Source organism: Burkholderia sp. Tr-20390 (assembly GCF_017104595.1).
Classification (GTDB): domain Bacteria; phylum Pseudomonadota; class Gammaproteobacteria; order Burkholderiales; family Burkholderiaceae; genus Burkholderia.
The window spans coordinates 1-21,451 of record NZ_JAAGPC010000113.1 but is presented as its reverse complement, the minus strand read 5'-3'; the positions used below and the strand labels follow the sequence as shown (position 1 = coordinate 21,451).

Sequence of the window (21,451 nt, the reverse complement as noted above, 5' to 3'; positions counted from 1 at the left end):
CCGAAACGACACGCTTTAAATATATTTCGTCATCCATATCATACGTTTCATGCCGGAGCTGATCGTGCACCGAATCGACGTCCATCATCATTTCGTTCCGCCGGCCTATCGCGATGCGTTGTCGAGGCAGGGCATTCAGAAGGTCGCCGGCGCGGCATTGCCGGAATGGCATGCGCAAGCGTCGCTCGACGTGATGAACGAGAACGGCATTCAGGCGGCGCTGCTGTCGATCTCGGCGCCGGGTGTGTATTTCGGCGACCTCGAAGCAGCGCGCACGCTCGCACGTCAATGTAACGAATTTGCGGCGCAGCTTTGCGATGCGCATCCCGGCCGCTTCGGTTCGTTCGCGGTTCTGCCGATGCCGTTTACCGAACTGGCCTGTGCGGAAGCCGTTCACGCGCTCGACGTGCTGAAAGCGGACGGCGTCGTGTTGCTGGGTAGTACGGAAGGAAAGTTTCTCGGAGCGCCGGAATTCGACGAACTGATGGCCGAGCTCGATCGCCGCCAGGCGGTCGTGTTCGTGCACCCGAACCTGCATCGGACGAGCGAGTCGCTCGGGCTCGGTGCGCCCGGCTTCCTGATCGAGTTTCTGTGCGATACGACGCGCGCGGCGGTCAACCTGATGCTGACGGGGACGCTGGAGCGTTACCCGAATATTCGCTGGATTCTCGCGCACGCGGGCGGATTCCTGCCTTACGTCGCGTGGCGCGTGTCGCTGGCCAACCTGATGCCGGAATACCTTTCGGCGGTACCGGCCGGCGCGCTCACTTACATCAGGCGCTTTCACTTCGACACGGCACTGTCGCCTGCCGCGTATCCGCAGGCCGCGTTGCGCGAACTGGTCGAGCCGTCACAGGTCCTGTTCGGCAGCGATTTCCCGTTCGCGCCGGCGCCGGTGACCGCGATGCAGCGCGATACGCTCGAACGGTCGCCTGTCTGGGACGCCCACGCGCGCGCCGGCATCGAGCGCGGCAACGCGCTGCGCCTGTTCCCGCGCTTGGCCGGCGATGCGGAGCGCGTCGCCAGTAAGCCGCCGCACGACAGCGGCCCGTTGACTTCGCTCCGGCGCGCGGCGGCCGGCGCGAGCGTCCGGTTGATCGACCGGCTCAGGGACCGCTGAATCCCGTTTCGTCTGGAACCCCGAACGCGCATGCCTGGCGGATGACTTCCGCCCGGCGGTGACGCTTGCCGCCGTTTCGCCGGTGGCGCCTTTCTGCACATCACAACAATTGGAGACAACATGAAACATACGAGCGCGGCCATTCTTCTGTCGATCGCGGCGATATCGTGCGCCCGAGCACAATCGGCGGGTCAGTGGGTCATGAACGCTGGATGGCTTCACATGGCGCCGCAGGATTCGAGCGAACCGTTGACGGTGAATGCACTCGGACGCTCGAGCACGGTGGCGGGCAGCGGCGCGAGCGTGGCGGATACGGATACGTTCGCGCTGACGGCAACCTATTTCGTCACCGATCACATCGCACTCGAGACGATTCTGGGCATTCCGCCGAAATTGCATCTGAGCGGCACCGGCTCCCTGTCGTCACTCGGTGAACTGGGAACGGCTAGCGCGTGGAGCCCGGCGATTCTTGCGCAATACCATTTCGGCGAACCGTCGGCCCGCTTTCGGCCTTACGTTGGCGCGGGCCTGACCTATGTGTGGTTCCGGGACGTACAACTGAGCAACAAGGTCGCGAGTGGCGCATTCCTGTATTCGCCGACGCTCGGCAACCGTCTTGAAGGCCCCACGTCGGTGACGCTGAGCCATTCGTTCGCGCCGATCGTCAACGCCGGGCTGACGTACAACATCGATTCGCACTGGTCGGTCGGTGTGTCGGTCGCCTACGTGTGGTTGTCGACAAAAGCCGACCTGAGCACGCGATCCGCGGTCGGAACCGTGACGAGTTCGACGCGGATCAAGATCGATCCGATCACGACCTTCGTGTCGTTGGGGTATCGGTTCTGAACGGGATAAAGCAGCGTGCGCCCATTTGACAGGCGGCCCTTGTGGAAGGGTTGGTGTCCGTCATTGCGCGGACACTCGTGGCGACCGCCCGGCCGGCGTGCGTATCGCGGCGTCCTACGTCGGCTCGTTGCGCCGTGGGCACCGCGCGCCAGCACGCAACAGCGCGACGCCGAGCACTGCCGCCCATTCGGCCATGCGGTCCGAGGTGCCCGCCGCGTCCGGTAGCGCGGACAGTTCGGCATGCATGTGGTCGATGATCTGCCGGAATCCGGCATCGCGCAGTGCGTACAGGTGCACCTCGACCCACAGCGGGAAACATTCCCAGCCGGTGGCGATGTCCGCGTAGTCGGCGGCGGTGCCGTCACCGCCGTCCACCGGCGCCGCCAGCCGAATCATCGAGATCATTCGATCACGGTCGCGGCGCAGGATCTCGATCAACGGTTCGCGCTTGTGTTCGAAGTGCGCATAGAACGCGCCGCGCGTATAACCAGCGCACTCGGCGATATGTTCGACGCTTGTATCGGCAAAACCTTTCGCGATGAATAGAGCGCGAGCGGTGGCGATGAGCCGCTCGCGGGTGTCGAGCCTGCGTTGCTCGCGTGTGAGGCGGGTGGGTTTCATCCTGGGTTGTTGTCGAGTGTTCCCGTGCGGCATCCGGCGCGCGGCGCCGCGCGTGTCGCTTCCGCACGAATGACCGCGGCGATGTCGAGCGCGAGCATATCGAGCGCATGGCGATGCGCATCGACGAGCGCGTCGTAGCCCGCCGATGCGCCGGCCCGAATGACGCTGCGGCACGTCAGCACCGGCTGCCCGGCCCCGGAACTCACACTCCACGTCGCATCGAGCAGCACGTGCGACGCAGGCCACGACTCGATACGCTGGACGTTGACCGTGACCCTGTAGACGGGTGCGTCGGCAGTATGGGCGACGCGGTGAACATCGATCGTGCCTAGCCGGGAGGCGACGCGCGTCGACAGCCCGTCGCGCAGCTCGTCGCCGAGCGGCGCGGCCCAGCGCTCCTGCTCGAGGATATCGACCCGGCCGGGTCCGCTTTGCACGACGAACCGGTTGCCGTCCGCCGGCGCCGTGACGTGCACGGCCTGGATGTCGATCAGCCATGGGGGAGGTGACGCAACAGCATCGCTGCCGGCACTGTCCGTCATCGCGAGGGTATGGAAGTGCACGGGCGGCGACGTGCAGGCGCTCAGCACGGCCAGTGCGACGCACGTCGTGATGCGCAACGGCATGCGAAGCCGATGAAACGATCGCGCTTTCATTGCTGTTCTCCCTTCTTGCCGAACAGCAGCGACTCCGGATGACGCTGCAGATAGTCGGCGAGCGCGTTCAACGACTGGAGCGTCTGCGTGAGCGATTGCATCGCGTCATGTACGTCCGACTGCATCGGCGAATCCTGCCGTAACGTCGACTCCGCCGCGTTGAACGTGCGTTGGGCGGCGGCCAGCGTGTCATGTGCTTGCGGTACCACCTGCTCGTCGAGGTGGCCGAACAACTGGTTCGCATGCGCCAGTGCGCCGTTCAGATTGTTGCCGATCCGGTCGAACGGAACCTGGTCGAGCTTGCGCGCGATGTCGGCAATCTGCACCTGGAGTTCGTCGAGCGTGTTGGGCACGGTCGGAAGCTCCACCGGCGTATGGCGCACGTCCACGTTGGCGCGCGGCGCCTTCGGGAACATGTCGAGCGCCACGTAGAGCTGGCCGGTCAGCAGGCTGCCGGTGCGCAGTTGCCCGCGCAGCCCCTGCACGACCAGGTGTTCGAGCAGTTCGTGGCCGCCTGCCGTATCGGGCGCGGGCAGCGCCGTATCGCTGCGCCGGCTCAGTCGCGACGGATACAGCGCCATCGTGACCTTCATGCTGAAGTTGCGCGCGTGCTCGTTGTACTCGATGCCGATGCTCGTGACCTGGCCGAGCGCAATGCCGCGCAGATCGACCGGCGCGCCGACCGCGAGCCCGCGCAGCGACTGGTCGAAGCGCATGACGACCATCAGCGGCGTGCCGTCGGGGTCGCGCATCGCGTCGGCTTCGTCGGATGCGAGCCGGAACGGCGCGTTGTCGGCTGCCTGCGGCGCCTCCGGCTGGCCGGGCGGCGACTGAAATGCGAGGCCGCCGACGATCACCGTCGCCAGCGATTGCGTATTGAGTTTCAGTCCGCTCGAATCGAGCCGCAGATCCACGCCGCTCGCGTGCCACCAGCGCGTGTTGGTACCGACGTACTTGTCGTAGGGCGCCTTCACGAACGCCTGCACGTCGACGCCGGTCCCGTCCTTGTCGAGCGAGAAGCCGACGACCTGGCCGACCTGCAGATGCCGATAGAACAGCGGCGAGCCGATGTCGACCGAGCCGAGCGAGTCGCCATGCAGCAGATAGCGGCGGCCCTGCTGGTCGGCGGTGACGGGGGGCGGTGTCTCGAGACCGGTGAAGTCGGTCTGCTTCTGCGGGGAGCGGCCGAGATCCGCGCCGATGTACGCCCCGGAGAGCAGTGTGCCGAGCCCGGAAATCCCCGTAGCGCCGACGCGCGGCCGAACGACCCAGAAGCGCGTGTCGCGGTTCGCGAACCGCGCTGCATCGCGCGTCAGCTGAATGCTCGCGATCACGCGCTTGAAGTCGGGGGTGAGCGTGATGGTCCGGACCGAGCCGATATCGACGTCCTTGTAGCGGACCTTGGTCTTGCCGGCTTCGAGGCCATCGGCGTTGGCGAACGTGACCGTGATCGTCGGGCCGGTCGCGGCGACGGTCCGGATCACGAGCGACAGCCCGATCAGTGCGCATACGAGCGGCACGATCCAGACGAGGGACGGGATCCAGCGGCTGTACGGCCGGATCTCGGGCGGAGGAATATCGAAAGGAGACATCGTTCTGAAATACGAAAGGAATGGGCGGGCTGGCGCCCGTTCAGGGTTGGCGGCGGCCGGTAGCCGGGCGTGGCGCGCCGTCCCAGATGAGCCGCGGATCGAACTGCATCGACGCGACCATCGTCAGCACGACCACGGCGCCGAACGCGAGCGCGCCGGGGCCGGGCGTGATGTCGGCGAACGAGCCGAAATGCACGAGCGCGATCGTGAGCGCGACGACGAACACGTCGAGCATCGACCAGCGGCCCACGCGCTCGACGAGGCGGTGCAGCCGGGCGCGTTCGAGCGGCCGCCATTGCACGCCGCGGTAGGCGGCGATTGCCTGCAACGCGAGGATCGCGAGCTTGAGCATCGGCACGAGCACGCTTGCAATGAACACGATGACGGCGAGCGCCCAGTCGCCGGATGTCCAGAAGTACGCGACGCCGCCGAGGATCGTGTCGTCCTCGGCCCGGCCGAGCGACGTCGCGTGCATGACGGGCAACAGGTTCGCCGGGACGTAGAGCAGTGCGGCGGCGGCGGCGAGCGCGCCCGTGCGGGCCGCACTGTGCGGGCGGCGCGCGTGCAGCCGCGAACCGCAGCGCGTGCAGCGCGGGTCGGACGCATGTGCCGGCTGCACACGCGCGCAGTGGTGACAGGTGACCAATCCCGCCGCGCGAGCCGTCATGCGCGTCGGTCCTTCGGTCGATCGGGACGCGGCGTGATGCGTCATGTCGGGGCAGGGCGGTGTCGTGCGCGCGGCGCCGTCCGGCTGCAGCGCGACGAGTTCGTCGCGCGCTTCCCACAGGCGGACCGGGTCGATCGACGACAGCATGCCGAGCATCACGGTGAGCGCGCCGAACGCGAACAGCGCGGGCTCGGCGAGCACGTGCGCGAGGCTCGTCATCTTGACGATCGTGATCAGTACGCCGAGCATCAGCACTTCCACCATGCTCCACGGCTGCAACAGCCGAGTGCCGAGCAGGACCGCCGCGAAGCGCCTCGGTACGCGGCCTGCGCGCAATGGCACGAGCAGGTACAGCCACGCGGCAAGCTCCATCAGCGGGAACAGCATCGTCGTGCAGAACACCAGCACGGCCACCACCGGCTGGCCGTTCGACCATAGCGCGAGCACCGCGTCGCCGAGCGTCGCGCGCGTCGCGATGCCGGCCGCATCGAGCGCGACGATCGGGAAGGCTTGCGCGATGCAACAGGTCAGCAGCGCGGCAAGCGTCAATGCGCACAGCCGGTCGAGTGAGCGGCGGCCGTGCGCGGCGCCGCTCACGCGGGCGCGGCACCTCGGGCAGCGCGCCGTCAGCGCGCGCAGGCGCGGCGGACGCTGAAGCAGGAGGTCGCATTCGTGACAGGCGACCAGGTTATCGGGTTTCATCGGGAATCGGTCATGCGGGTAACGGAGGCCGGACGCCGCGGGACGTGCAATACGCCGGGCATCGGGCATCGAGGTTCGGCCCGGTGCGGCCCGAAGGCGCGCGACCGGTCCGTCGACGCAAACGGCGGCTATTGCCGGGCCGCGACCGTCGTGCCGGTCTCGGGCGGCAGTTCGCCCATCGCCTGCAGGAGCGCCGCCGTATCGGTCATTCGGCGGCTCGCGGCACGCACCGCATCGAGATCCGCGTTCAGATAGCGCTGCTCGCTCGCCCGTTGCGCGGTCATCGGAACGGCACCCAGCGTGCGGCGCTGCACCGTTTCACGGAAGGCCTCGCCGGCCGCGCGCGCCGCGAGTTCGTTCGCGGCCAGCGCTTGCGCGTCGTTGTCCAGCGCGGCGAGCGAATCCGCGGCATCGCCGAACGCGGACAGCACCGTCGCCTTGTACTGCAGCAGCGCCGCGTCGTACGCATCGCGCGACGCCCGTCGGTGAGCCAGCAGGGCGCCACCGTGGAAAATCGGCTGCGACAGCCCGGCGCCGACCGCCCACAGCCCGCCGGCGCCCGACAACAGCGCTGGCCAGCTGAAGCCGCCGCGCCCCATCGTTGCGGTGAGCGAGAGGCTCGGGAACAACTGCGCGGTCGCTTCGCCGACGTCGGCCGATGCGGCCTTCACGGCTGCCGCGGCCGCGCGAATGTCGGGGCGCGCCTTCAGCAGGTCGGACGGCACGGCGACGGGCACGTGCTCCGGCAGTGACAGCCCGGTGAAAGCGGGAATCGGCGGCGGCGCGTCGGGCGTGCGGCCGAGCAGGATCGCAAGGGCGTGAACGGCGCGCGCGCGTTGCTGGCGCAGCGGCGGCAGCGTCGCGGTCAGCGACGCCGCATCCTGTGTCGACGCCAGCGCCTGCACGCGGGACACCGCGCCGAGCGCCTGGCGCTGCTGGTCTTCGAGCGCGGTCGCTTGGGCGACGGCGACCAGGCGTTCGGTCAGCATGATCTGGCGGTCGAGCGCCGCGGCGCCGATGGCCGTGCCGACGATGTTGGCCGCCAGCGCGCGCCGCGCCGCTTCGAGCTCGCAACCGCGCACGTCGACGCGTGCGGCGCTCGCCGCATTCGCGTACCGCGTGGCGCCGAACAGGTCGAAGGTGTAATGCGCCTGCAGTTGCCCGACGAAGACGTTGTAGCGCAGGTTTTGCGCACCTGCGCCGGAAATGTCCGGCGTGCGCGTGCGGGCGACCTGCGCGTTCGCGTCGATCGACGGCAGCGTCGACGCGCCGATCTGCGCGCGCAGTTCCTCCTGCGCGGCGGCGAGCGTCTTTTCCGTTGTGGCCAGCGTCGGGTTCGCGCGCAGGCCTTCGTCGACCAGCGCGTCGAGCGCGCTGGAGCGATACAGGCGCCACCATTGCGGGACGGGGGCGGCGCCGACGTCGAATTGCTGCGTGACACCTGCCGCTTCGACGGTGCGCGGCGCCTGAGGCATCGCGCCGTAGTGTGCCGGCGACGGCATCGCGGGCGGCGTGCTGCTCGGCGCCATTGCACAGCCGCTCAGGCCGAGCGCCGCGCTCGCGGCGAGCACCGATGTGATACGAGGGAATGTCATCAGCATGTCTCCGAGGGTGCGACGGTCATTGCGCACGACTCGCGTTCGTCGCTGCGCACCTTGAAGCAGGTCGCATAGAGGGCCGGCAGGAAAAAGATGGTCAGCACCGTCGCGATCGTGATGCCACCCATCAGCGCCGTGGCCATCGGGCCGAAGAAGCCCGAGCGCAGCAGCGGAATCAGCGCGAGCACGGCCGCGGCGGCGGTCAGCATGATCGGCCGGAAGCGGCGCACGGTTGCGCCCACGATCGCGGCGAAACGCGGATGCCCGGCCGCGATGTCCTGGTCGATCTGGTCGACCAGGATCACGGAGTTGCGCATGATGATCCCGAACATCGCGATCACGCCGAGCAGCGCGACGAAGCCGAACGGCTTGCCGAACAGCAGCAGCGCGGCGACCACGCCGATCAGGCCGAGCGGCGCCGTCAGCACGACGATGAAGGTGCGCGAGAAGCGCTTGAGCTGGATCATCAGCAGCGTCAGCACCGTGATGATCATGATCGGCATCTGCGCATTGATCGAGGTCTGGCCCTTCATGCTTTCCTCGGCCGCGCCGCCGATCTCGATCCGGTAGCCGGCCGGCAGCGAGGCGCGCACCGTGGCCAGCGCGGCGTCGATGTCGCGCGTCACGCCGATGCTCGGCGCTTCGCCGCGCACGTCGGCCTGCACGGTGACGGTCGGTTGACGATCGCGTTCCCAGATCACGCCGTATTCGAGCGTGTCGCGCACGTGGCCGATCGTGCCGAGCGGCACGGGGCCGTGCGGCGTCGGGATCGCCAGGCCTGTGAGCTTCGACGGATCGATCCGTTCGCTCTTCGGCGCGCGCAGATCGACGTCGATGAGCTTGTCGCGCTCGCGATACTGCGTGACGGTGTAGCCGGACAGGGTCATCGCGAGAAAGCCCGACACGTCTTCCGACGTCACGCCGAGCTGGCGTGCCTTGAGCTGGTCGATCTCGAACGAGACCGACCGCTCGGCCGGCTCGTCCCAGTCGAACTGCACGTTGCGCGTGCGGGCGTCGGCGCGCACCTTGTCCGCCACTTTTTCCGCGATGCCGCGGACGGCGGCGATGTCGTCGCCGCTGACCCGGAACTTGATCGGGAAGCCGACGGGCGGCCCGTTCTCGAGCCGCGCGACGCGGGTGCGCACGGTCGGGAACCGGCTGGCGAGCGTCGATTCGAGCCAGTGCGACAGCCGGTCGCGCGTCTCGACGTCCTTGGCCGTGATCACGAACTGCGCGAAGTTCGGCTGCTGAAGCTGCTGGTCGAGGGGCAGATAGAAACGCGGCGCGCCGGTGCCGACGAAATCGACCACGTGGTCGATTTCGGGTCGACCGTCGAGCGCCTTTTCGAGCCGTTTTGCCTCGCGCAGGGTGGCCTCGAACGAGGCGCCTTCCGGCAAGCGCATGTCGACGAGCAGTTCGGGCCGCTCCGAATTCGGGAAAAACTGCTGCGGCACGCGCGTGAACGCGGCCATCGCGATCGCGAACAGCACGGCGGTGACGCCGAGCACCACCCAGCGCCGCTCGATGCAAGCCGAGATCCACCCGGACAGCCGGCGGTAGAAGCCCGTGTCGTACACCTCGTCTCCGTGTGCGTGACCGTCGCGATGCGCCTGCTCGGGCAGCATGTGGTAGCCGAGCAGCGGCACCAGCACGACGGCCGCGAACCACGATACGATCAGCGCGATCGCCGATACCTCGAAAATCGATCGCGTGTATTCGCCGGTGCTCGATTTCGCGAGCGCGATCGGCAGGAAGCCGGATACCGTGACGAGCGTGCCCGTCAGCATCGGGAATGCCGTGCTTGTATAGGCGAAGGCCGCCGCGCGTGCGCGGCTCCAGCCCTGTTCGAGCTTCACCGCCATCATCTCGACGGCGATGATCGCATCGTCCACCAGCAGCCCGAGCGCGAGCACCAACGTGCCGAGCGACACCTTGTCGAGGCCGATGCCGAATACGTGCATGCACAGTGCCGTCACGGCCAGCACGATCGGAATCGTGATGACGACGACCATCCCGGTACGCAGGCCGAGCGACACGAGGCTGACCACGAGCACGATCGCGACGGCTTCGCCGACCGCTTCGACGAAGTCGTCCACCGAGTGCTTGACGGCATGCGGCATGCTCGACACCGAGGTCAGCTTCAGGCCGGCCGGCAGACCGGCCTGGAGCTCGGCTGCCTTCGCGTCGAGCGCCTTGCCGAGGTCGATCACGTCGCCGCCCTTTTGCATCGTGACGCCGATGCCGAGCACGGCATGGCCGTTCGTACGCATCTGCGTGACGGGCGGGTCGTCGTAGCCGCGCGTGATCTTCGCGACGTCGCCGAGCCGGAACGTCCGGTCGTTCACGGTGATCAGCATGTCGGCAAGCGCCTGCGTGTCCTTGAACGCACCGCTCGGCCTCACGAATACGCGATCGTCCGCGGTCGTGATGGTGCCGACCGGCGCGACGGCGTTTTGTGCATCGATGGCCTGGGCGAGCTGCTGCGGCGTGATGGCGAGCCGCGTCAGCTGCGCATTCGAGATCTCGACGAACACGTGCTGGGCCGGGTCGCCGAAGTAGTCGACCTTCGCGACGCCCGGCACGCGCAACAGCCCGGCGCGCAGCCTGTCCGCGTAATCGTGCAACTGCGCCGGCGAGTACCCGTCGCCTTCGAGCGCATAGACGTTGGTATAGACGTCGCCGAATTCGTCGTTGAAGAACGGTCCGACCGTTCCCTTCGGCAGTGTCGAGCGGATATCGCCGACCTTCTTGCGCACCTGATACCAGGTTTCGGGCACCTGGTCGACCGGCGCCGAATCCTTCATCGCGAAGAAAATCATCGATTCGCCGGGGCGCGAGTAGCTCTTGATGTTGTCGACGTACGGCGCGGCCTGGAGCTGGCGGCCGATGCGGTCGGTGATCTGTTCCTGCACTTCGCGCGCCGAGGCGCCCGGCCAGTAGGTCTGGATCACCATGGTGCGGAACGTGAACGGCGGATCCTCGGATTGCGCGAGCCGCGTATAGCCGATCACGCCGAAGATCGTGGCGAGGCCGATCAGAAAAATCACCAGTTGCTGATGCTTGAGCGCCCACGAGGACAGATTGAAGCGACGGTCGTCGCCCGAGCCGGCATCGGTTCGCGGATCGTGCGGGCCGTCCGACGGATGTTGACGTTCGGGGGCGTTCATGACGGGAACTCCTCGGGATGCAGCGGTGGCACGGCGCGTACGCGCGCGCCGGCGCTGACCGTATGGACGCCTTGCATCACGACGCGCTCGCCGCTCTCGAGCCCCGACGTAATGGACACCGTGCGCTCGTCGTAGCGTCCGATCGAAACCGGGCGCAGTTCCAGCGTGTCGCTGCCCTTGCGGACGACCCAGACTGCCGGCGTTTCGCCGCGGTGAAAGAGTGCGGTGGCCGGCAGCGTGATCGCGTGGGCGGCGGCGTCGGCGGTACCGTCGAACGTGACGTTGGCGGTCATGCCCGAGCGGACGTCCGGGCCCGGCGCGATCAGCGTCAGCTTCACGCGCCACGTGCGGCTCTGCGGATCGGCCGCTGCCGCGACTTCACGCACGCGTGCGTCGAGGATCTTTCCCGGCAGTGCCGTCAGGCCGACGTGAGCGACGCGGCCGACGGCGAGATCGCGCAGGTCACGCTCCGAGACGTCGCACACGATGTCGAGATCGCCGCTCCAGTCGAGGTGAAACACCGCCTGGCCGGACTCGACGTTCTGTCCGGTATTGGCGTCTTCCGACGTGATGACCCCGTCGTGATCCGCGATCAGCGTCGCATAGCGCAGATGATCGTCGGCGAGCGCCATTTGAGCGAGGGCGGAATCGCGTTGCGCGACCGCCGATGCATACGCGTCCTGCGTCGTCTCGAGCTGTGCCGGCGCAATCAGGTTGGCCTGGGCTTGCGCGCGGTCGCGCTCCAGCTGCTGCTTCGCATAGACGGCGCGATGCTCGGCGGCATCGAGCTGCGCACGGGCATTCAGCAGCGTGTTGTGCAGGTCGGCCGGATCGAGCATCGCGAGTGCCTGGCCTGCCTTGACGACGTCGCCGATTCGCACGCGCCGCTCGACGATCTTGCCGCCGACCCGGAACGACAGCGGCGTCGAATATCGTGCCTGGACCTGCGCGGGTAGCACGCGCTGCCCTGCGTCGTTGTCCGCATGAACCGCCAGCGCAACGACCGGTTGCAATTCGGGCGCGGGCGCTTCGCGCGAGTGGCAGGCCGTCAGCAGAATCGCACAGCAGGCGAAAGCGATCGGCGCCCGCCGAACCGGCGGCGCGAGGCGTGTCAGAAACGGGCGCGTTACATTCCGCGCGTCAAGACTGGGTGATTTCACGATGTTTCCAAGACAAGTGAGAGGTCAACTGAAAAAATTCGACGACGATCCTGCTGATAAATCAGTACTCCAATATTTGTGATGCAAATCGGCCGCGTTTCCGGGCTACCGATGCCCATGCACTGTGACGGCCGCTGACCTGGCGACGGATCGGTCGAGTCGGTGGCGCGGCCGGCCGACAGAGCCGGGCGGCGCCTCACATCGCCGTCGCCTGGTGTCCGGACCTGGCGCACGACGGGATAACTAACCGGCGGGGACGGCTTGCACAGGCCGTGAACGCGCTGGCGTTGCCCGCTACCGCGCGTCGGACGCCGTGTTGGCACAGGAACCCTGTGCTGAGATTTCCGAGATTAGACTCATAACTGATAATATTGTCAAGTATGAGTGGTTAATCTAAGATTGCGGCATGCAGAAAATTCTTACGAACAGGGAAGACGCGCTCATGGACCGAACGGCCGGGCCCCGTCGCCCGAACGTCTCCGTTGGGGAGGCGGCGCATCGCCAACCGCGCGGCGCGCGCCGCAAGCAGGCGACGCGCATGCGTTTGCTGCAGGCGGCGTTCAGGCTGATGGCGGAAAAGGGGAGGGATAACGTGGCGATCAGCGAGATCACCGAGGCCGCGGATGTGGGGTTCGGCTCGTTCTATTACCACTTTGAATCGAAGGACGGCGTCTTCGCCGCGCTGACGGAGTGGGTGTTCGATGAATTCGCGGACGGGCTCGAGCGTCTCGCGGGCGGCTTGTCGGATCCCGCCGAGGTCGTGTCCGTATGCGTGCGCCACACGCTCATGCGAGCACGCCGGGAGCGCTCATGGGGCCGCTTTCTGATGCGGGAGGGCTTCTCGGCGCGCGCGCTCGATCAAGGGCTGGGCAAGCGTCTGAGGCGGGACAGCGAGCGCGGGATCGCGGCACGCCGTTTTGTCGTACACGATCCGTTCGTGAGCTTGCTCGCGATGACGGGGACGATTCTCGCGGTGCTCACGGCGGAGGTCTATGCGGCCGACAAGGTCGCGAGCGGAAGCAGGGTGCAGGCGAGCGTGGAGGGCGGTTTTGCGGAGCGCGCCGCAGCGGTGGTATTGCAGACGCTCGGCCTGACGCGCGTCGACGCGCAGGACGTCGCGAATCGCCCGCTACCGCCGGGCGATTTTGCCGCGACGGGCGGCGATTGAGCAGCGGTAGCCGCCGTCGGCCCGTCGGGACGCCCGGGTGGGGTAACGAGGGCGGCAACGCCACCGTGTCCAGTAGCGAGCATGCCGCCGGACGCCACTCAGCGTGCGGTCCACGATCGCATCGTTGCCGATGGCGTCACGTGAGCCGGAATTTTTTCCGCAGGCTCGAATCGACGGGGCCGGCCGGCATGAAGCGCCGCAACTTGCGCAATAGCGACGCCTCGCCGGCCGGCGTGCGTCGCATCCGCCATGCGCCGAGCGCCGCGTCGACGATGGTGGCGGCCACCCCGTCGGGGTGCGGCGCGGCTTTCACGCTGTCGGCGACGGCGCGCGACGCAAGCGTTCGCTCGCGGTCGTACTCGGCGATTGGCGCGCTGGCCTGCGGCGCATTGACGTCCAGGCTGGTCCGTGTAAACGACGGTTCGACCAGCGTCGCGCGAATGCCGAACTGGCGCACCTCGTGATCGAGCGATTCGGTCAAACCTTCCACTGCATGTTTGGATGCTGAATAAAGCCCCATATAGGGCGCCGGCAGGAAGCCGAGCACCGAGCTGACATTGACGATCCGGCCGCGCCGTCGGGCCCGCATGTGCGGAAGCACCGCATGGGTCGTACGCAGGAGGCTGAATACGTTGGTGTCGAACAACGCCGTGGCTTCGGTCACGGAGGTCTCCTCCACCGCGCCGATCAGGCTCATGCCCGCATTGTTCACGAGCACGTCGATACGCGCGGCGCGATCGATGATCGCTTGGATACCCGATTGAACGGACGCGTCGTCACGCACGTCCATCTCGATCAACTCGACGCCGGCGACGGGCGCCGTTCGCGCAATGCTGCGCACGGTGCCGAACACGCGGCACCCGCGTTTGGCGAATCGTTCCGCGGCAACGCGCCCGATGCCCGACGACACGCCGGTCACGACGACAACGGTGGAATTCGACATGGCTGCTTCCTTCGATACGGTGAATGGACTGGCGTAATCAATCGCGCGCGTCGAGCGCGGGCTGAAGTGCGGGCTCGCCCGGCGATGCCGGTTCATGGCCGCCGTGGCGGGCGGCGGCGGACTGACCGGGCCGGATCCTGAACCAGATCGCATACATCGCCGGCAGGAACATCAGCGTGAGGATCGTCCCGGCGAACGTGCCGCCGATCAGCGTGTACGCAAGCGTGCCCCAGAACACCGAATGCGTGAGCGGAATGAACGCGAGCACGGCTGCCATCGCGGTGAGAATCACCGGGCGCGCCCGCTGCACGGTCGCTTCGACGACCGCGTGGAACGGATCCAGTCCCGCCTGTTCGTTCTGGTGAATCTGGCCGATCAGGATCAGCGTGTTGCGCATCAGGATCCCCGACAGCGCGATGAGGCCGACCAGCGCATTGATGCCGAACGGCTGCCGGAACAGGATCAGCGTGGGCACCACGCCGATCAGGCCGAGCGGGCTCGTCATGAACACCATCACCATCGCGGAGATCGAGCGCACCTGGAAGATGATGATCACGAGCGTGACCGCCAGCATGATCGGGAAGAGCGGCAGCATCGCCTTCGTGGCCTTGCCGGATTCCTCGATGGAGCCGGCTTCCTCGATTCGATAGCCGCTCGGCAGCGCGGCGATGATCGGCTGAAGCTGCTGCGTGATCGCGGCCGACACGTCCGGCGGCTGCAGGCCGTCGGCGATGTCGCCGCGCACCGTGAGCGTCGGCACGCGGTCGCGCCAGCGCATGATCGGCTCTTCCATCCGCACGTCGACCTTGCCGACCTGCGACAGCGGGATGCGCTGGCCGTTCGCGCCGGCGAGCGTGAAGTCGTCGAGCCGCGCCGGGTCGAGCCGCGCGTCGCCGCCCGAGCGTGCGATCACCTGGACGGTCCGGATATCCTCGCGCACCGCGGTGACGGGCACCCCGGTCAGCAGGAACTGCAGCTGCTGCGCGACCGCGCTGGACGTCAACCCGACTGCCTGCAGGCGGTCCTGCTGCAACGTGAAGTGCAGCGTCGGCGCGCGCGTGCCCCAGTCGGCGTTGACCGTGCGCATCATCGGGCTGCCGTTCATCACGCGCTCGACATCGGTCGCGATGCCGCGCAGCGTGTCCGGATCGGGGCCCGTGATCCGGTAGGCCACCGGGAACGGCGAATACGGGCCGAACACGAGCTGCGTCACGCGCACGCGCGCTTCGGGCGCCAGACCGTCGGCGATGGCCCGCCGCAGGCGCGCCTTCAACGCGTCGCGCTCGTCCTGGCTGTCGGTGCGGATCACGATCTTCGCGAACGACGGATCGGGCAGTTCCGGCCCCATCGCCAGATAAAAGCGCGGCGCGCCCTGGCCGACGTACGCGGTGACGATCCTCGCTTCCTTCTGCTTCGCGAGCCACGCCTCGACCTTCGACGTGGCGGCGCTCGTTTGCGAAATCGACGTGCCGTACGGCATCTGCACCTCGACCAGCACCTCGGGGCGATCGGAGATCGGGAAAAACTGCTTCTTGACGACCGCCATGCCGAGAATCGCGAGCACGAAGAGGGCGACGACCGACCCGGCGACGAGCCATTTGCGGGCGATCACGCGCGTCAGCAGTTGCCGGAAGCGGTTGTAGCGGGGCGTGTCGTAGATCGCATCGTGACCGCCTTCGAACTTCTTGAAGTTCGGCAGCATCTTCACGCCGAGGTACGGCGTGAACGCCACGGCGACGACCCATGAGGCGATCAGCGCGATCCCGACGATCCAGAACATGTTGCTGGTGTATTCGCCCGCGGTGGAGCGCGCGAAGCCGTTCGGCATGAAGCCGACCGCGGTGACCAGCGTGCCGGCCAGCATCGGCGCGGCCGTATGGCTCCAAGCATACGCCGACGCGGCCACGCGGTCGTAGCCTTCCTCCATCTTCACGACCATCATTTCGATCGCGATGATCGCGTCGTCGACCAGCAGCCCGAGCGCGAGGATCAGCGAGCCGAGCGTGATGCGGTCGAAGTTCTTGCCGGTGGCGGCCATCACGACGAACACCACGGCCAGCGTCAGCGGCACGGCCGCGGCGACGACGAGGCCCACGCGCCAGCCCATGCTGACGAAGCTCACCAGCATCACGACGAGCAGCGCGGCGAAGAACTTGACCATGAACTCGTCGACGGCCGAGCTGATGTTCACGGACTGGTCGGTGACCTTGGTCAGGCTCATGCCGAGCGGCAGCGCCGCGTTGATCGCGCCGACTTCCCGGTCCAGCGCGCGGCCGAGGTCGAGCCCGTTCCAGCCGTCGCGCATCACGACGCCGAGCAGCAGCGCGGGTTCGCCGTTGTTGCGGATCATGAACGTCGACGGGTCTTCGTAGCCGCGCTCGACGGTCGCGATGTCCGACAGTTTCAGCGTGCGGCCCTGCGCGACGATCGGCGTGTCGCGAATCTTCTGCAGCTTGTCGAATGCGCCGTCCACGCGAATGAAGATCTCCGGCCCGCGCGTCTCGACGGAGCCGGCCGGCGTCAGCAGGTTCTGGCCGTTGAGCGCGGCAAACACGTCCTGCGGGCTCACGCCGAGCGTCGCGAGCCGGTCGTGCGACAGCTGCACGTAGATGCGCTCGGCCTGTTCGCCGATGATGTCGACCTTCTTCACGCCGGGCACATGCAGCAGCCGCTGGCGCTGCGTCTCCGCATCGCGCACCAGCAGGCGCTGCGGTTCGCCCTTGGCCTTCAGCGCGAACAGCGCGAACGTGACGTCCGCGTATTCGTCGTTGACCAGCGGGCCGATCACGCCGGCCGGCAGATCGTTCGCCACGTCGCCGATCTTCTTGCGCGCCTGATAGAACTGCTCCTGCACCTCGGACGGCGGCGTGCTGTCGAGCAACGTCAGCGTCGTGAACGCGAGGCCGGGGCGCGTGTAGGTTTCGCTGCGATCGTACCAGCGCAGCTCCTGCATGCGCTTTTCGATCTTTTCGGCCACCTGGTCGTGCATTTCCTGCGCGGTCGCGCCCGGCCATGCGGTGACGATGGTCATCACCTTGACGGTGAAGGCCGGGTCTTCCGCGCGGCCCAGCTTGAAGAACGACACGAGCCCCGCAAGCGAAATCAGGCAGATCAGGAACAGCGTGATCGCGCGCTCGCGTACCGCGAGCGCCGACAGGTTGAAGCGGCGCTCGCTCACGGCTGTGCTCCTTCGCGTGCGAGCGTGGCGGCTTGCGCGGCCACGCGGACCGCATCGCCGTCATGCAGCAACTGCGCGCCGAGCGCGACGACCCGGTCGCCTTGCTTGAGTGCGCCCGACACGCGTGCGCTGTCGTCATCCACATGCTCGACCGTGACCGGCCGCCATCCCACCTTGGCCGGATCGCCTGCGACGACCCATACGCCGGGCCCTTTGCCTCCGTCCAGCAGCGCGCCGATCGGCACCTGCAGGCCGGCTTGCGGCGTCGCGCGTGCGTCGTCCGGGATGCGGATCGTGACGGTCGCGCCCAGCGGCGCGGCGGCCAGCGTGCCTTGCAGCACGTAGCGCGCTTCGAACGTGCGCGTTCGCGCATCCGCGGTATCGGAGAGCTGGCGCAGCGTCGCGGGGACACGCAAGCCCGGCTTGCCGAACAACTCGGCCTGCGCCACGGAGCCGACCGCGGGGCGCAGGGTTTCCGGCAACTGGATCACGGCTTCCCGGCTGCCGGCGTGCGCGAGCCGCACGACCGGCTGGCCGGCGCTCACGACCTGGCCGGGCTCCGCGAGCGTGTCCATCACGACGCCGTCGCCGTCCGCGACGAGTTCCGCATAGCCGGTCGCATTGCGCGCGACGCCGGCATCGGCCTCGGCGGCGCTCAGCTGGGCTTTCGCGGCATCGGCCGCTGCCTTGACCTGGTCATAGGCCGATGCCGATATCGCGCCGGTGCCGCGCAGGTCACGGTAGCGCGCTTCGTCCTCGGCGGTCTGCCGCGCACGTGCCCGTGCCGCGGCCACGGCTTCGTCGCGTGCGCGTGCCGCGAGCTTAAGGTCGACGGGATCGATCCGCATCAGCGGCTGGCCGCGCCGGACGGTTTGTCCGGTATCGACGAGTCGCTCCAGCACCTTGCCGGACACCCGGAACCCGAGATCGCTCTGCACGCGTGCGGCGACGGTGCCGGTAAACGAGCGGGACGCGGGCGCGGCTGCCTGCACGATGGCGGTACGCACGAGCGGCGCCTCCGTGCGCGGATCGGAAGGCGCTTTTCCGCTGCAGGCGGCTAGCGCGAGGGGCAGTGCGGAAGCGACTGCGAGGAGAGCGGGGCGACGCCGGACCATGAAAGACCCACTGACGAAGTGATCGGGGCTTTCATTGTGTATCTAGTGACCAAAAGAGTCAATGGTCACAATGGGTGTCGATTCACGGGGCGAGGCTGCGGAGCACCAGGCTCGACAACTGCGCGGGCGCGGCATCGGTCGTGTCGAGGTTGTATTGCAGCAGCAGCGGATTCAGGTACGGCCGCATCACGAGGTAGATCGCCGACGCGGTTTCGTCCAGCGGCGTCTTGCGCTCGAACTCGCCGCTTTGCCGGCCCGCCTGCAGCACCTCCTGCAGCAGTTGCTGCACGCGCGCCTCATAGGCCTGCACCGATTGCCAGTTGCCGGTGGCGGCCGACGCGGCGATGTCGTACAGCTTGCGGTCGCGGAAGAACAGCCGCAGGCTCGCTTCCGTAAAGACCTTGAACATGCGCCGCAGCTTTTCGGTAGGCCGTTCCGCTTCGGCGACGGCGGTGCGCACGTCGGTTTCGATTTCGTGCAGGCAGTTCGCGCAGATCATCTCGCCGATCGCCTGTTTCGACTCGAAGAACTTGTAGATATAGGCCTTCGAGAAACCGATGGCCTTCGCGAGGTCGGACACGGTCGTCTTTTCATAGCCGTACCGGCTGAAGTGCTCGGTGGCGGCCGCCACGATTTGGTCCCGCACGTCGTGATCGGCCGGGCCGCGCGCGGGAGCCGGGGAAGCGGTGTTTTCTTTCATGGGTTGCGGCTGGCAAGGATGGACAACGAGTGACTATTTGGTATTATAGTCACTATCTGATCTTGGCTAAAACCGTCATGCTACCGAAACCCATCGTTGCCGCGGTGCTTGCCGCGCTCCTGTCGACGGGATGCGCCGTCGGTCCCAACTACGTGCGGCCGGACATCGCCATGCCGCAGCGCTTCCAGGGCCAGAGCGCCGTGGAGCAGCGGCAGGCGGCGGCCGAAGCGGCGCTCGCGACGTGGTGGACGGGTTTCGACGATCCGCAGTTGACCCGGTTCGTCACGCTCGCGCTCGCGCAGAACCTCGATCTCGCGCAGGCCGCCGCACGCGTCACCCAAGCGCGTGCCGGGCTCGGTGCGGCCAATGCGGCGCTGTTGCCGTCGGGCAATGTGAGCGGCCAAGCCGCGCGCGTTTACCAGTCGGTCGAAACGCCGTTGGGGCGCGTGCTGAACTCGACGCCCGGTTTCGACCGTCACGGCAACGACTACGAGGCCGATTTCACCGCAAGCTGGGAACTGGATGTGTTCGGCGGGTTGCGCCGCGGGCGGGAAGCCGCGCTCGCCGACTATCAGGCGTCCGAGGCGGCGGCGGTCGCGACGCGCCTTGCCGTGGCCGCGCAGACGGCGGACATCTACATCACGATTCGCGGGTTGCAGGGCCGGCTGAAGGTCGCGCGGCATCAGGTGCAGACCGAACAGTATCTGTTGTCGACCATCAATCTGCTGTATGGAAAGGGGCTCGCGGCGGAGCTTCAGGTCAGGCAGGCCGAAGGCGCGCTCGCTCAGGTTCGCGCAACGGTGCCGGTACTCGAAGCGGCGCTGGACACGGCGATGAATGCGCTCGACGTGATGCTCGGCTCGCAACCCGGTACGTATCGCGCGGAATTGCTCGACGGCGGCGACGTGCCGGCTGCACCGCGGATCGCGGCGACGGGCACGCCGGGCGAACTCCTCAGGCGGCGGCCCGACCTGATCGTCGCCGAGCGGCGCCTCGCGGCGTCGAACGCGCGCATCGGCGCGGCCATTGCCGAGTATTACCCGAAGTTTTCGCTGAGCGGGTTGATCGGCAGCGCGACGACGATGGGCGCGGGCAACCTGTTTGCCGGCGGCGCGAACCAGGCTGCCGGCGTGCTCGGCCTGCGCTGGCGCTTGTTCGACTTCGGGCGCATCAATGCGCAGATCGCGCTGGCCAAAGGGCAGGATGCCGAAATGCTGGCTGCTTATCGGCTCGCGGCGCTGCACGCCACCGAGGACGTCGAGAACGCGTTCTCCGCGCTCGTCAGGCGCGACGAGCAGGCGGCGGTTCTCGCCGACGGCGTTAAGTCGCTCGGCCGCGCACGGGCTGCGTCGTTCGCTGCGTACCAGAAGGGCGTCGTCAGCCTGATCGAGGTGTTGCAGGCGGACGAAAGCCTGCTGCGTGCATCGGACGAGCGCGTGCAGGCGAAAACCGAAGCGGCTCGGGCGTCGGTGGCTGCGTTCAAGGCGCTCGGTGGTGGATGGCAAGGGGCGGCGTCCGAGGCCGTTGCGAGTCGATAGTGTTTGTACGTGTGATACCAGCGTTCGAGCGATTTCGTTGTGAATAGCCTAGTTGACGAACGGTCGCGGTAAGGCGCTTTCCAAGCCTCAAGTAGAGCTTGACTGCTCGGATGCGTTCTTCGTATGAGTACATGGGCTAGCTCCTCATAGTCCAAGAATTCCGCCGCACCCCCGAACACGACATTTCAACTTTGCCCAGATGCGACATTACAACTTTGCTCTTACAACCAATGTCATACCCGGATTCAGATGTCCACCTTCCAGCTATTTAAAAATGTCCGGTTTTAAGGTTGGTTTTGCTGCGTCTTTTTCCTCGTTTTGAGCGTTACGCAGTGTCGAAGGTCGGCGCCTGAACGGGCAGGGCGCTCACGTTTGTTTCTCCAGCTTTTGCGGACCGACGGCCAGGTTTGGTTGGCGGCTTTGCGGTTTGCCGACGTTGCGCCAGCTCCACGATCACATGCTCGACGTCGGCCTGCGTGATCTCGCGTTGCTTCTTCTTGCCCGCTTGGGGTTCGTTTCGGTCGGTCCGGGTTGAGTCGCCGCGATGCGTTCGTGACGGCGCTTTGCCAATTCGGCTGTTATCACGTTGCGCCTGAAGCGCTTGCGCGACCTCCAGCACATGACTCAAGCGCTTGTGCTCCACGACTGCGCCTTGATCGATTTCGGTTAGGCGATCGTAC

15 protein-coding genes and 1 pseudogene are annotated in these 21,451 nt (G+C 67.2%); 4 read left to right on the top strand and 12 right to left on the bottom strand.

The window, feature by feature from the left end:
* Positions 1-64 precede the first annotated feature (64 nt).
* Positions 65-1,120 carry an amidohydrolase family protein gene (locus G3N98_RS25890; RefSeq protein WP_206149580.1) on the top strand — a complete coding sequence of 352 codons (1,056 nt, stop codon included), beginning with the start codon at positions 65-67 and terminating at the stop codon, positions 1,118-1,120.
* A 120-nt stretch (positions 1,121-1,240) separates the two neighbouring features.
* A complete protein-coding gene (locus G3N98_RS25885; protein ID WP_206149579.1) occupies positions 1,241-1,966 on the top strand; it encodes an OmpW family outer membrane protein in 726 nt (241 codons plus the stop codon).
* Between the two features lie 114 nt (positions 1,967-2,080).
* Here the strand turns inward: G3N98_RS25885 and G3N98_RS25880 are convergent, their stop codons facing one another.
* The 7 genes from G3N98_RS25880 to G3N98_RS25850 all read right to left on the bottom strand — a co-directional run bounded on the left by G3N98_RS25880 (position 2,081) and on the right by G3N98_RS25850 (position 12,084).
* Positions 2,081-2,587: a TetR/AcrR family transcriptional regulator gene (locus tag G3N98_RS25880; RefSeq protein ID WP_206149578.1), complete on the bottom strand. Its 507-nt coding sequence runs from the start codon at positions 2,585-2,587 to the stop codon at positions 2,081-2,083.
* Positions 2,584-3,243, bottom strand: coding sequence for a PqiC family protein (locus G3N98_RS25875; RefSeq protein ID WP_206149577.1), 660 nt, complete (start codon positions 3,241-3,243; stop codon positions 2,584-2,586). The genes G3N98_RS25880 and G3N98_RS25875 overlap by 4 nt, the downstream gene beginning before the upstream one ends.
* Entirely contained in the window at positions 3,240-4,835 is a 1,596-nt protein-coding gene (locus G3N98_RS25870; protein WP_206149576.1) for an MlaD family protein, read from the bottom strand. Before G3N98_RS25870 ends, G3N98_RS25875 begins: the two co-directional genes overlap by 4 nt.
* A gap of 40 nt (positions 4,836-4,875) precedes the next feature.
* Positions 4,876-6,204 (bottom strand): PqiA/YebS family transporter subunit, encoded by a 1,329-nt coding sequence (locus G3N98_RS25865; protein WP_206149575.1) that lies wholly within the window; start codon positions 6,202-6,204, stop codon positions 4,876-4,878.
* A 128-nt stretch (positions 6,205-6,332) separates the two neighbouring features.
* Positions 6,333-7,799, bottom strand: coding sequence for an efflux transporter outer membrane subunit (locus G3N98_RS25860; protein ID WP_175240983.1), 1,467 nt, complete (start codon positions 7,797-7,799; stop codon positions 6,333-6,335).
* Entirely contained in the window at positions 7,799-10,969 is a 3,171-nt protein-coding gene (locus tag G3N98_RS25855) for an efflux RND transporter permease subunit (protein WP_089474886.1), read from the bottom strand. The genes G3N98_RS25860 and G3N98_RS25855 overlap by 1 nt, the downstream gene beginning before the upstream one ends.
* On the bottom strand, positions 10,966-12,084 hold the full coding sequence (locus G3N98_RS25850) for an efflux RND transporter periplasmic adaptor subunit (protein WP_346779108.1): 1,119 nt from the start codon (positions 12,082-12,084) through the stop codon (positions 10,966-10,968). Before G3N98_RS25850 ends, G3N98_RS25855 begins: the two co-directional genes overlap by 4 nt.
* A gap of 487 nt (positions 12,085-12,571) precedes the next feature.
* On the opposite strand from G3N98_RS25850, the gene G3N98_RS25845 reads away from it, so the two are divergent.
* On the top strand, positions 12,572-13,297 hold the full coding sequence (locus G3N98_RS25845; RefSeq protein ID WP_206149582.1) for a TetR/AcrR family transcriptional regulator: 726 nt from the start codon (positions 12,572-12,574) through the stop codon (positions 13,295-13,297).
* Positions 13,298-13,433: 136 nt separating this feature from the next.
* Here the strand turns inward: G3N98_RS25845 and G3N98_RS25840 are convergent, their stop codons facing one another.
* From G3N98_RS25840 to G3N98_RS25825, 4 genes are all read right to left on the bottom strand, one after another.
* Positions 13,434-14,240, bottom strand: coding sequence for an oxidoreductase (locus G3N98_RS25840; RefSeq protein WP_206149574.1), 807 nt, complete (start codon positions 14,238-14,240; stop codon positions 13,434-13,436).
* Between the two features lie 37 nt (positions 14,241-14,277).
* Complete coding sequence (locus tag G3N98_RS25835; RefSeq protein ID WP_206149573.1) at positions 14,278-17,418, bottom strand: efflux RND transporter permease subunit; 3,141 nt, start codon at positions 17,416-17,418, stop codon at positions 14,278-14,280.
* Positions 17,415-18,533 carry an efflux RND transporter periplasmic adaptor subunit gene (locus G3N98_RS25830; protein ID WP_206149572.1) on the bottom strand — a complete coding sequence of 373 codons (1,119 nt, stop codon included), beginning with the start codon at positions 18,531-18,533 and terminating at the stop codon, positions 17,415-17,417. The genes G3N98_RS25835 and G3N98_RS25830 overlap by 4 nt, the downstream gene beginning before the upstream one ends.
* 82 nt (positions 18,534-18,615) lie before the next feature.
* Positions 18,616-19,233 (bottom strand): TetR/AcrR family transcriptional regulator, encoded by a 618-nt coding sequence (locus G3N98_RS25825; protein WP_206149571.1) that lies wholly within the window; start codon positions 19,231-19,233, stop codon positions 18,616-18,618.
* A 77-nt stretch (positions 19,234-19,310) separates the two neighbouring features.
* Here G3N98_RS25825 and G3N98_RS25820 point away from each other — a divergent pair, with 77 nt between their 5' ends.
* Positions 19,311-20,771 (top strand): efflux transporter outer membrane subunit, encoded by a 1,461-nt coding sequence (locus G3N98_RS25820; protein ID WP_206149570.1) that lies wholly within the window; start codon positions 19,311-19,313, stop codon positions 20,769-20,771.
* Positions 20,772-21,096: 325 nt separating this feature from the next.
* Here the strand turns inward: G3N98_RS25820 and G3N98_RS25815 are convergent.
* Positions 21,097-21,451: pseudogene (locus tag G3N98_RS25815) on the bottom strand (ISNCY family transposase); the annotation flags it as partial.

Excerpts from the sequence above, each read along its gene's own strand:
- G3N98_RS25885 (WP_206149579.1), top strand. The coding sequence starts at position 1,241 with ATGAAACATACGAGCGCGGCCATTCTTCTGTCGATCGCGGCGATATCG.
- G3N98_RS25880 (WP_206149578.1), bottom strand. The coding sequence starts at position 2,587 with ATGAAACCCACCCGCCTCACACGCGAGCAACGCAGGCTCGACACCCGC.
- G3N98_RS25875 (WP_206149577.1), bottom strand. The coding sequence starts at position 3,243 with ATGAAAGCGCGATCGTTTCATCGGCTTCGCATGCCGTTGCGCATCACG.
- G3N98_RS25870 (WP_206149576.1), bottom strand. The coding sequence starts at position 4,835 with ATGTCTCCTTTCGATATTCCTCCGCCCGAGATCCGGCCGTACAGCCGC.
- G3N98_RS25865 (WP_206149575.1), bottom strand. The coding sequence starts at position 6,204 with ATGAAACCCGATAACCTGGTCGCCTGTCACGAATGCGACCTCCTGCTT.
- G3N98_RS25860 (WP_175240983.1), bottom strand. The coding sequence starts at position 7,799 with ATGACATTCCCTCGTATCACATCGGTGCTCGCCGCGAGCGCGGCGCTC.
- G3N98_RS25855 (WP_089474886.1), bottom strand. The coding sequence starts at position 10,969 with ATGAACGCCCCCGAACGTCAACATCCGTCGGACGGCCCGCACGATCCG.
- G3N98_RS25845 (WP_206149582.1), top strand. The coding sequence starts at position 12,572 with ATGGACCGAACGGCCGGGCCCCGTCGCCCGAACGTCTCCGTTGGGGAG.
- G3N98_RS25840 (WP_206149574.1), bottom strand. The coding sequence starts at position 14,240 with ATGTCGAATTCCACCGTTGTCGTCGTGACCGGCGTGTCGTCGGGCATC.
- G3N98_RS25830 (WP_206149572.1), bottom strand. The coding sequence starts at position 18,533 with ATGGTCCGGCGTCGCCCCGCTCTCCTCGCAGTCGCTTCCGCACTGCCC.
- G3N98_RS25825 (WP_206149571.1), bottom strand. The coding sequence starts at position 19,233 with ATGAAAGAAAACACCGCTTCCCCGGCTCCCGCGCGCGGCCCGGCCGAT.
- G3N98_RS25820 (WP_206149570.1), top strand. The coding sequence starts at position 19,311 with ATGCTACCGAAACCCATCGTTGCCGCGGTGCTTGCCGCGCTCCTGTCG.